The 10,917-nt window shown below is 33.6% G+C and carries 11 protein-coding genes and 1 pseudogene; all 12 read right to left on the bottom strand.

Annotated features, from left to right (window positions below; genetic code table 11):
• Nucleotides 1-44: 44 nt before the first annotated feature.
• Nucleotides 45-2,099 (bottom strand): pLS20_p028 family conjugation system transmembrane protein, encoded by a 2,055-nt coding sequence (locus DVW83_RS11440; RefSeq protein ID WP_137239399.1) that lies wholly within the window; start codon nt 2,097-2,099, stop codon nt 45-47.
• Entirely contained in the window at nt 2,100-4,658 is a 2,559-nt protein-coding gene (locus DVW83_RS11445; RefSeq protein WP_137239401.1) for a type IV secretory system conjugative DNA transfer family protein, read from the bottom strand. It abuts the gene before it with no gap.
• A complete protein-coding gene (locus tag DVW83_RS11450) occupies nt 4,655-5,044 on the bottom strand; it encodes a hypothetical protein (protein ID WP_123863195.1) in 390 nt (129 codons plus the stop codon). Before DVW83_RS11450 ends, DVW83_RS11445 begins: the two co-directional genes overlap by 4 nt.
• A 396-nt stretch (nt 5,045-5,440) precedes the next feature.
• On the bottom strand, nt 5,441-7,054 hold the full coding sequence (locus DVW83_RS11455; protein ID WP_137239403.1) for a hypothetical protein: 1,614 nt from the start codon (nt 7,052-7,054) through the stop codon (nt 5,441-5,443).
• On the bottom strand, nt 7,029-8,135 hold the full coding sequence (locus DVW83_RS11460) for a hypothetical protein (RefSeq protein WP_161569458.1): 1,107 nt from the start codon (nt 8,133-8,135) through the stop codon (nt 7,029-7,031). Before DVW83_RS11460 ends, DVW83_RS11455 begins: the two co-directional genes overlap by 26 nt.
• 25 nt (nt 8,136-8,160) lie before the next feature.
• Complete coding sequence (locus DVW83_RS11465; protein ID WP_123863198.1) at nt 8,161-8,520, bottom strand: hypothetical protein; 360 nt, start codon at nt 8,518-8,520, stop codon at nt 8,161-8,163.
• Nucleotides 8,510-8,707 (bottom strand): hypothetical protein, encoded by a 198-nt coding sequence (locus tag DVW83_RS11470; RefSeq protein ID WP_123863199.1) that lies wholly within the window; start codon nt 8,705-8,707, stop codon nt 8,510-8,512. Before DVW83_RS11470 ends, DVW83_RS11465 begins: the two co-directional genes overlap by 11 nt.
• A gap of 67 nt (nt 8,708-8,774) precedes the next feature.
• Nucleotides 8,775-9,593, bottom strand: a complete 819-nt coding sequence (locus DVW83_RS11475; protein ID WP_123863200.1) for a hypothetical protein — start codon at nt 9,591-9,593, stop codon at nt 8,775-8,777.
• 33 nt (nt 9,594-9,626) lie between these two features.
• Nucleotides 9,627-10,004 carry a hypothetical protein gene (locus tag DVW83_RS11480; RefSeq protein ID WP_123863201.1) on the bottom strand — a complete coding sequence of 126 codons (378 nt, stop codon included), beginning with the start codon at nt 10,002-10,004 and terminating at the stop codon, nt 9,627-9,629.
• Nucleotides 10,005-10,057: 53 nt separating this feature from the next.
• Nucleotides 10,058-10,165 (bottom strand): DUF3789 domain-containing protein, encoded by a 108-nt coding sequence (locus DVW83_RS11485; protein ID WP_238699416.1) that lies wholly within the window; start codon nt 10,163-10,165, stop codon nt 10,058-10,060.
• A 25-nt stretch (nt 10,166-10,190) separates the two neighbouring features.
• Nucleotides 10,191-10,355: pseudogene (locus DVW83_RS15610) on the bottom strand (M23 family metallopeptidase); the annotation flags it as partial.
• 19 nt (nt 10,356-10,374) lie between these two features.
• The gene (locus tag DVW83_RS11495) at nt 10,375-10,734 is read right to left on the bottom strand and encodes a hypothetical protein (protein WP_137239405.1); all 360 of its coding nucleotides are present in this window, start codon (nt 10,732-10,734) and stop codon (nt 10,375-10,377) included.
• Between the last annotated feature and the right edge of the window lie 183 nt (nt 10,735-10,917).

Here is a 10,917-nt window from a genome sequence, read left to right on the forward strand (position 1 = left end):
CCTATTGATAAATAGAGTTCTTCATCAAATACCAATATAATCACTTATTCTTCTTTCTTTGCGTCTTTTTTAGATTCTTTAAATTCGCTTTTTATTCTTCGTTTTTGTTGGCGATACTGCCCATAATCTTTTCCGAGATCATAAGCATCTCGACGTTTACTCATAAAGGACGAAGAATGATAACGTCTAGGATCTTCTTTTCCATAGCCAAATACTTTATTTTTAGTTGCTTGTTTTAATGGATTATTTTTCTTATGTTGAGACAATTCTTGATTTAATCGGTCAGACTTCGCAGAAAATGTTCGTTTTGGCTTTTCTTCATTTTTAGGAGATTTTGGATCGTCAGACTCTTGATTGAAACCAGTCTCTTTTTCATTATTAGCTGATAAATGAGCTTCTTCATTTCCAGATGAATAAGAATTTAAATCATCTGAATTGGTCGTTTCTTCTGATTCTTCAGCCTCTTGACGTGCCATTTCATTGAATCCCAGTGGAGAATCAGAATTAATATCTGCTTCAGTTGGTTCTAGCGATTCCAAACTATCAAAATCTGAAGATTCAGAGGAAGATTCAGAAGTTTCTTGTGTTTCTTGTGTGTTTTCTCCCACACCATCTGATTCTGTAGACGATTCTTCATTTTCAGAGGATTCTTGATTTTGTAAATCATTCGAATCTTTTGATTGGTCTTTCTCTCGTGCTTGCTCATTAAAGCCTTTATTAGATTTAGAATCATCTTCCTCCTTATTTTCTGAATCCGAATCACCACCATCCATCATGTCATTAATCCCCTTCAATCCTTTTCCATTGCCATTATTTCCTGCACCAGCAGTAGCTAATGACATTCCTAAACCAAAAGCACCAACATCAGCTAATGCACCACCAGCAGATTTTGCCGCACTTAAACCAAAATCTTTCACACCTCTTGCAAGTTTTGATCCACTGAAGGCCGCCATCATCACACCAGCCGTTCCTTTCAAACCTGCATCGATTCCTGTCACACGTTGAAATCCATTTGGTCCATCGATCAATGCCCATGCAGCACCTGCCATCGCAATAATGTAAGTGAAGAAATCAAAATTCATCGACTTAATATAAACTGTCGCAACAATATATATTTGAAAAAGAATTGGCACGTAGACTAACAAAGCAAAACTACCAACTAACTCAGAAAAAACAGCTTTCACTCGTTGCATACCCATGAAATCTGCTAAACCACCTTTGACTAACAAAACATAATCGCCATACATTTTGACAATGATTATCGCGAATTTGAAGGAAGTAATCGCTAATGCAACAATTGAAACAAACTCAGTCAAATAAATATTAAAGAAATGGACTTTGTTTCGATAATAATTTGGTGAAAAGAATTTAGACAACCAAGCCGCAAAACCACTTGGTTGCTCAATATCTACTAATGAGTCCTTTCCCTTAGAATCTGTCTCGATTTCTTTCTTAAAAACCTCTCCATTTTTAACATCATCAGGTTTCTCAATTTTTTCTTGCATATCAATTTGTTTAGCATGCTTGTAATGATTCAAATTTTCTCCATCTTTTAACTTCCAACCTTCTTCTGCAACAGCTACTAAATCTGTTGTATTTTCTAAAATAATCGACTCACCTGGACTCTGGTCTACCTTATTAATGGCTTTAAATACGTCCTGTGTCATGCTTGAAGCCGTTGACCACAATGCTGGAGCCATCAATGTTAAACACAAAATCAGTAATAAATTTAAAGGTGCTTGTGTCGCTCCGTTTACTTTGTTAAACATTAATAAAATAAAAAAGCCCACTACTGCCATCAACAAAAGAAATCCTTTTAATGGATCAATTTTGTGCATTAGCTCAGTGAAAGCTGGATTATCGAAAATATTTAACAAATTTAAAAGGTTACCCATCACGCCATATAATCCATCTAAGACCCAGGCTCCACCTTCCGCAATCTTCATGCCTATTGGTCGTAAAGCATCCCAAATTGGATTTCCTTGTGTTAGATAACCAGAGTTATCATTTAACAACTTTAACAGTTGTTCATTAGACATCACTGTTGCACCATTTCCAGAGAGAAAATTAGTCACAACATTGGATAGAATAAACGGCATTTATTTTTCCTCCCCTCCTATTTGAGTAAAACCATTATTTTCAACGCTTTGAATCATACGTTCATAAAGAGGTTCTCTACCAACATTGGCTAACCATTTTTTAATATCTTTAATCGTTCCTTCTTGAAGCAATTGTTCATATTCCTCCTCCATTCGTTGTGGATTTTCTTGTGACTCACAAAAAACTCGTACATCTTTTTTCAATTTCTGTTTAAAGAAATAACTTAATGGACTTGCTAAATCTAATTCTTGTATTCGTTGTTGTTGAACGTCTTCCGTAAAATACACGTCAAAAATTGTATCTAGTTCTTCCAAACGTGAATTTTCAACTTTTGGTTCGACATATTTTCCTTGCGAAACACGTACAGAACCCTCTTCGACTGACTGATTTTCTGCTTCAATTGCTGAAGCTTTCTCTGCTTCAAAATCTCTCCCTTCAATAATCGCTTGTCTTCTTCCTTCTTTTTCCTGAATCATTAAAGGATCAACCAAATAAAGTAAACTACTTAATTGAATTTGTGTATGAGGCGCATTGTGATACTCTTCCTCAATTTCGTCCCAGGTACTTTCTTCATACGGAAGATATTTCCATGCTTCTAGCATTTTTGTTTCCCCACGATTGTAAATAGGATACATATTTTCAATAACATTCCCTGCTAAATCGTGAGTTTTCATACTTCGAATCACAACAGTTTGTCCAAAAGGTAAACGAGATAATTCATCTTTAGTTAACATAGGGATACGTTCCATAGAATCAGTGAGTGTTTTCTCACTATCTGCAATCTTTCCTTGACGTGAAAGTGAAAGGTTCGCTCGATTCCCTAAGTCTTCAACAATCATTTCTCTTGTTTTCTTTGATTTTGTTTTAACTACAATTGTATTTCCGCAGTTTGCAATAATCGTATTCGCGTCGTCACCATACTTATCTAATTGTTCATAGTTTTGTAATACAATTACATGACTAAGTCCTACTTTTAATCCATCAGTCATTTTGGTTGCTAATTCAGGAATTTTAACCATATTTCCTGCTTCTTCATAAAGAAAAACTACTTGTCTTGGTAATTTACGACTCGGTTGTTTCAATCCCGCTTTCGTTAATTCTTTAAAGCTTTGATCGAAATAATTAGCCGCAATCTCGTGATTCGATTTATCTTGGTCAGAAACAACCACAAAAACAGCCATTGGTTGTTCTCCAAACCCTAAATCCATGTAATTGATTGAGTTTTGAGCCATTAACTTAGCATTTCCTGTTCTACGAAATGCTTTTAAATTCGTCAACATATGTGTAACAACATTACCAATGGTTGATTTTGCAGGTGCAGAAGCTAAAATATCTAAATAAGCCAAATGAGCAGGGTGATCTAAAGGTAATTCTTGGAAATAGAAGTCTAATACTGACTTTCCCTTATACTTACTGAATAATTGTTTTCTTTTTCTTAAATCATCTGTATGTTTTTGGATCATAGGATGAGATTCAGTAGTAATTTGATCACTGTTCATTTCTGCAATCATATTAACAATTGTATACATATTGGAAAGTTCTTCTCGTTGAATCAATAAAGATTCTTCAATTAATGCCAATGATCCAGCAGTAAATAAAGCAGTGGCAGCATTTTGCCAAAAAGGTTCTTTCGCATTTGGATCATGAAAATAGGTATAACATAAAGTAGCTAATTCTGCTTGAGCTTGATCGAGTCCTCGATCTCTCGCAATTGTTGTGTCTCCAAATAAATATTGTTTATAGTAATGAACAACCAAAGCTAAAGGGTTCGTTGTGTCTGAAACAGCTGTATCATTTAAATTCAACAATCTAACTTTGTAATTTCTTTTTTCTAATAATTTTTTCCATTTTAAATAAAGTTCTCCAGAAGGATCATGAATGTTCATTGAACGTTTTTCCTTCATATTTGTTGTTCGACTAAATCCATCAATCGCTTTCTCAACACCAAAGACCCCTTTACCAACACGAGTTTCCCCAACAATGGCTACATTAGTTGGTTCACTAGAGATATATTCTCGAACTCTATTTAACTCCTGATCTTCACTTGTTCGAGGTGAAGTCCCTACAACCATACCTGATGGCCCATCATAAGCCTCCATGTCATCTGTAGGCATGACTGGATACTGATAATCTAATTCACTCTTTCCATCTGCCCAACGAGACGTCGCCGCAGTCATAACATCTTCTAATGGCATAAAGCTTTTACGAACTCTGTATAATTTGTACCCAAATAGAAGTGTACAAAATGAGGAAATCAAAAAGAAAAATAGCCACCCTGTACTGGTTTTAGGTAACTGAAAGAAAAACTTTAACTGAAACGCATTTTTCCAGTCGCATTCTCCAAAAAGTCCATTTGGAAAGACTTCAGTAAGAATACTGGGTAAAGATACAATGTAGTTGGAAAATAAAAATAGAAAAATGAACAAACTAACAAATAAAGGATACAATACACGTTTCTGTCCAAGATAACGTTCAATATGCTTGTAGGGTATGCGTGTAGGGTCACGCCAAAATCGAGTACCAACTAAATCTCTTCTCCAAAATTTTGAATGTTTCATGTACGTTCTCTTTCATTTTGATAAAATAAATCAAAAGCATACGGTTGAAATGAAACTGTTTCATCCATTTCATTATTATCTATATATTGTTCCATCTGTTCATATTCTGTTGCTAAATACTCTTGTCCCAACTCTTCATGACCGATTAAATCAACCAACTGTTTAATTTCCATTTCTTTACATTTTTCTTGACGAATCTGTTGATATTCCTTTAGACTTTCAATGCGAAGTTGAATCGCTTCTTCTAAAGTATGCGTCTCATCGTAATTTTTAATCATATAAAACTCTTTTTTCATTAGTTCGGTTTCACCACAATAACGACGATAAATTTCACGTAAATCTATTTTATGAAGTTCTTCTTTAATTTTCTGTTTACTTAAAACCATTCATCCTTTTCCTTTCTTTTGATAATTCAAAAATAGTTTTTTCGGTTTCTTAAACATTGCATATAAAGTTGGTGCTTCAACGATAATTAGCAATGAACACAATAGGGCAAGACCTAAATACCGTAAAATGTTTTGTTCTTCAATCATTCCATTTATACTTAGATAGAAAACTAGAAAACTAAGTGTTAGATTCAATATACATCGATAAAATGAAGCCAATTTATATGAACCCCTTGAAACAGTCACAGTAAAAGGCGTAAGCTCGATATGATAATAATAAAAAAATCTTTTCAACAGGTATATTTCCATGAGGTGTCATAATCAAATCTTCTGCCACTTTTTCAAAACCTATATAAGTTAGATATTTCAATGATCTCTGCTGCCTATTCAAATATATTATACGATTTCTCCATTTCCTATTTGCGTGCCGCTATCCAAAGAAGATACTTCTGGCAAAATGGAAGATTGATCACCTGTATCTGTGTTCATTGAAGGTTCTGATTGATTTTGTTCATTTAACGATGGATTGATCATTTCTGGCGTTTCTGGAGCTGTTTCAGGCGTAGAAGGAGCTTCCACTTCTTCTACAGTAGGCAATGATTGAAAATCACTTAGAACGGAATCTACAGCGCTATTTTGTTTGTTAGCCTCATTGGTTACCGTTTCGACAGCCTGATTGGCTTGTTCCAAAGCAGGTTGATAATCCGTTTGTTGACTCTCTTCTATTTGGCTACCTACCACTTGATTAGTTGTATCTAATGCTTCTGAAGCTTGTGTCACTTGGTTGATTTCATTCTGTACTGCATTGCTTACTTGTTCGTTCGACTGCGCATTAGATACTGTTGTTTGGATCTCATTGTTAGTTGTAGAAACTTGTGTTTGTAAATCTTGATATTGTTGATTCATTTCTGGTAACCGATTGGCTGTTTCTTGTGCTTGTTGAACTGATTCGCTCATTTGTGTGGTCGTTTGATTAGCTTGTTTCTGTGCTTCTTTAATTTCAATCACTTTTTGATTCAATTGTTCATACGTTTCACGATATAAGTCATAATTGATTGGCAACACTTTACCATCGACTTCAATTAATTTCTTAATTTCCTGCGATAAACGATTGTATTCATTGACTAAATCAGAAACTTTTTGCCATTCGTTTGTTGCTTTTTCAGCATTTTGTGTAGTTTCTTCTTCAATTGTTGTCAAATGGTCTAATTCTTTTTTCACTTGTTTCAATGATTGATTTAAATGATCTGCTTTATTTTTAACAGTGGTTAACTCCAGTTTATTCGTAGCAATAAGTTGGTCTAGTGTATGATCTGGTTCTTCTGGTGTAACTGGTGGCTTTGGTTCATCAGGTGTTGGATCTGGAGTAGGGTCTACTGGTACATTGGGATTATCTGGTAAAACAGGTATATCTGGATTGACTGGTTTTTCTTCATCTGTCCCAGAATTTTCAGGTTTTTCAGGTAAAATGACTTCTGGTTTTTTATCTGGCAAAATAGGTTTTGATAAATCAAGCATTTCTTCTTTGGATGATTGTTGTTTATCTGTTAGTAAGAATAAAGATTCGTTCTTATTCTCACCATTTGGTATAGATTCTCGTTTTTGTTCCTTAGCTTCTTGTACATCTAATGCTTTAGCTAATTCACCAATTAAATTCGTTCGATCTTTCTTGTTATTGTCTGCTACTTTAATTCCAAAAATCGTTTGAGAATCTTCTTTGTCTCCTGTAAGTACACCTAAAATTTTATCTACCGTACTTTTTTCATTATTTTCAGATGACTTTTCTTTTTTACCTTCTTCTTTAATCTGTTCTTCCCATAATGAAGATTTCTTAGGACGAGAAGAAACAGTTTCTGATTTTGCAACAGATTTTTCTGGTTGATTCGCAGACTGATAACCATATGTCACTAGACCTCCCAAAATAGAAAAAGAACATAATCCGATCAGCCACCATTTTTTCGGAATCGATTGAAACCCGTTACCCTTATTGTTCGTTGTTTGATTCGTCATTTGAAACTCCTCCTAATTGTTTTAATTTTTCTTCCCAAAGTTTATAGTTTTCTTCTGCTTCCTTACGTTCAGATTCGGAAAGTTTTGTATCTTCTTTGTCTTTTTTGTATTTTTCTAACAAATTCACAATACTTTTAGCCACAGAAATATCTTCAGTTAATTCTTCGTCATGAATTTCTTGATTGATTCTTTCTGCTTTTTTTATATCTTTCTCATGAATAGCTTGATATGCTTCTTCTTTCTTCGCAAACTGAATCTGCTCTTCTAATACCTCACTTTTAATTTCCTGATTGATTAGTTCTGCTTCTTCGATTTTTCCTTGTTTTAAATAAGCAAATCCGAGCATACCTTGTGTTTCTTCATTCACAGGTAAATCAGTCATTTCTGTGATTTTTTCCCACTGGTGTTCTAAAAAGAGCAAATAAAATAAAGCAAGGTGTGATTCTCCTTCTTTTGCTAATGTAGAAAGCTCTTCCTTGTTTTTTTCTTTATAAAGTTGCTTTACTAACACTTCTTCTTTTTGTGGGTATTCTTTCAACGCTACAGTATATTCTTTCTTATCAACTAATGTTTGATAAGAATCGATTTGGTTTGTCTTAATTTTTTGAGTTGAACTCCACAAAATACCAATAAAAAGAAGAAAAAAAATACTTCCTCCTATACCTATTTTTTTCCAATGAATCTTAAAAAAAGATTGCAAAGAAACAAGGTTGAGAGAAAAGTATTTTTTGTTCTTCTTTTCAGAAGAGGGTGTGAAAGAAACTGAAGTAGACGAAGGTTGAGTTCCACCAGGAAAAGCTAATTCTCGATCTAACAACTCCAACAATTTCTGTCCTTTACGCTGTTTTAATGTGCCTGATTGAATCATTTGCTCAATACTATAATGGATTGATTCATGAAAAGATAACCCTGAAACACATTGATATTTCCCTTGATATAAGACTTTTTTATCTTGTACCAAAAGATAAGTCACTGAATTTTCTGGACGTAATTCTTCTGAAAGTTGTTCAAATTCCACATACGAATAGCATTCTTTTCTAATTCGTACGGCATTAGATTCCTCAATCTTAACTTCAATCAACATTCTCACCAACTTTCATTTCAATCTATTTAATAGACATAATCCAATCGACTAACTGTGCCGCGAATGAAATCCCTAGAATAGAGACTCCAGCACGAACAATAATCATCTTCGCTTTTTGACTAATCTCCATAATGGGCATCATGTTTGCTAAAAAGCCTCCTGCAATAATCGCTGTTCCGATTGCAGCAGTTACATTTCGTACTAACTTTGTCGCTTCATTTCCGGCTTTATTTACCGAGCTTTGAATGTCTGCAAAAGCATCGATGGGAAATAATAGTTGAAATAGCAAAATAATTGCTAATGCACTTAAACTAAATTTCACCCATGAAGAATTTCCATATTTTTTTCCTTTTTCTAAAAGATTCATTTGATTATTTTCCATTATATTGTCCTTTCTGAAATTGATTGTTATTTGCTTGTCTTTTCAAGCTTTTTAAAATCAGTTCTTGATTTTCGGAAATAATTTTCTGGTGGAACTGATCTAATGCCGTATCATAATCTTGGCCGTTGGCTTCTAAAATTGCCATTGCGACCTCTTTTGTTTTTCGCTGTTCTGTGGATAATGCCATATTCATTTCTCCTTTATTTTTTATAAAAAAATAGAAGATATGATATCTTCTACTGAAAACACTTAATTTAATTATTACTCAACATTTTAGGGATAACTTTTTTACCTGTTAACCGATGTTCTTTTAAAAAGGAACAAACTTTTAAGTAATCGGTACTTGGTAACTTCTTCACCCATGCACTTTTAAAACCATACCCGTTCCATATAAATCCTTCTTTTCTTAAAACTTCTCGATATTGATAAGCACCAGGAACAGCTACATAATAAGTTTGAATAAATATTGGATCTAAGACTGGAACAACTCTCACATCTAAATTTTGGTTAAAACTTTCTAGAATTTTTTGTTCTTTAATAGCTTGTTCCTCATTCTCAAATTTTCTTAACCATATATATTGACCAGACAAGTAAGAAAAATCACGTCGCTTTAGTAATACACTTGCATTATAAGCATTTGAAACTACTACTGTATTTCTTTGTTTTGCTTCAGTATAGTCTTGGGCAAATGAACTACCATAATAATGACAAAGCTTTTTGTAGTCAGAAGAATCTTGGCTATCTAACAAAAGATCTTCTTGATTTATATATCCTTTATTTAACGCTGTACAGACTAAAGGATAGAAACGAACATAGAACGTTTCTTTATGCGCTGTTTCGCCGAAATCCATAGCTTCTATATGATGAGCTACTTCATGCAAAGCGGTTAAAAAATTTGCGCCAGGCGCACGACTCAAATTATATATTTCGATTTTTCGATCATTTTGAATGTATTGTCCATGTTTTGATTTTAGTTCTTTAGGAACAATCCTGATTGTAAAATCCTGATAGATTTTCTTATCTGGATAGGTCTCTTGAATAACTTGTTTCAATACATGTTCTAATAACAACATGATCACCTCCTAAAAAGTTACATAATATGAGTTTTATTTTTTTGTAGCTTGTCTCGTTAGATTTTCCGTAAAAGCTTGTCGATCAATGCCAAAATTTAATGCCCCACTTCTTGACTGAATAACCCTCAATATAGGAATTTCTTGAACAATCCTTCTCTCATTATTTAAAATACATAATTTCTTAATGTATCGAGCATTTGGCAATTGATTTTGATAAAATCGTTTTTTTTTGATTATTTTTTCTGACAAACAATAACAATATTCAGATTCGATTACACCGCTCTTTCCTTTTCTCATTTTTCTTGAAACACGAGATTTGATAATATCTTTCCTATAGACAGTAAAAATTAAGTCCTTTTCTTTTAATACAAGATCCCTCACAGGATATAAATTCGATTCTTGGTTGTTCAAATTAAAACTTCCTCCTAAAATTAGATAAATCTATTTTTTTATTCTCTTTTAAATTATTGATCTTCTTGCTTTCCTGCAACTAATAATGCCATTATTCCTATTCCAAACACAGCATCCACAAATAGACCTGCATAAAATAGCATATGAATCCCTTTCTTCATGGCAATATAAAAACATCCTTATTCCTTAGAATAAGACTGTTTCTGGATCAACCAATTGTGATTGGTTTAAACTATAATCTAAACAAAGTTCAAGGTGTAAATGACTACCTGTGCTGTTCCCAGTAGAACCAACATAACCAATAATCTGCCCTTATTTTACTTTGTCACCAACTTTGACTTGGTATTCTTGATAGTTTTTACCACCATGACTATTTGTACGACTTACTACGAACACAACCGATCAATACCAACAGATAAACGACTGAAGCTGTTATTAGCACATACATATCATTGCATTCTTTGACTAACCAAATACAATATTTTTCAAAAGAAGAATACACTTCTTTTTCTTCCTTCAATGTATTCATTTCTTTGCTTTTCTTTACTGATTGGTTCGTATACTCGTCTGAAGTAATGTCATGATTCGACACTGTATCCATCGAATTTGACACAATTGTATTGTCCACTTGTTTTTGATCTTTAACAACAGAAACAAGTCCTAATTTCTCTTTTAACTCATTATTTGCTTCACTTGCAGGATAAGAAGAAACAAACGTTCCTTGAACCACTGCTCGTTGAGTCGTATTTAATCCACCTTCGCAGCGAATAAAAGGGTTCTGTTGCAAAGTTTTAAATAAAGAATAAAATCCCTTACGGCATCTATGATTTAAGCTGGGATTCCCAATAATACCTTGATTTCAGTACAGACCGAAAACCCGAAGAGAGTGCCTTCTTTTCGGGTTTTCTTATAT

Source organism: Enterococcus sp. VV15 (genome assembly GCF_005236045.1).
In the GTDB taxonomy this organism is placed as follows: Bacteria; Bacillota; Bacilli; order Lactobacillales; family Enterococcaceae; genus Enterococcus_B; species Enterococcus_B durans.

Bases quoted from the DNA above. Each gene is read 5' to 3' on its own strand.
- DVW83_RS11485 (WP_238699416.1), bottom strand. From the start codon at position 10,165: ATGAAGAAAGGGATTCATATGCTATTTTATGCAGGTCTATTTGTGGAT.
- DVW83_RS11475 (WP_123863200.1), bottom strand. From the start codon at position 9,593: ATGTTGTTATTAGAACATGTATTGAAACAAGTTATTCAAGAGACCTAT.
- DVW83_RS11440 (WP_137239399.1), bottom strand. From the start codon at position 2,099: ATGCCGTTTATTCTATCCAATGTTGTGACTAATTTTCTCTCTGGAAAT.
- DVW83_RS11445 (WP_137239401.1), bottom strand. From the start codon at position 4,658: ATGAAACATTCAAAATTTTGGAGAAGAGATTTAGTTGGTACTCGATTT.
- DVW83_RS11465 (WP_123863198.1), bottom strand. From the start codon at position 8,520: ATGGAAAATAATCAAATGAATCTTTTAGAAAAAGGAAAAAAATATGGA.
- DVW83_RS11455 (WP_137239403.1), bottom strand. From the start codon at position 7,054: ATGACGAATCAAACAACGAACAATAAGGGTAACGGGTTTCAATCGATT.
- DVW83_RS11450 (WP_123863195.1), bottom strand. From the start codon at position 5,044: ATGGTTTTAAGTAAACAGAAAATTAAAGAAGAACTTCATAAAATAGAT.
- DVW83_RS11470 (WP_123863199.1), bottom strand. From the start codon at position 8,707: ATGGCATTATCCACAGAACAGCGAAAAACAAAAGAGGTCGCAATGGCA.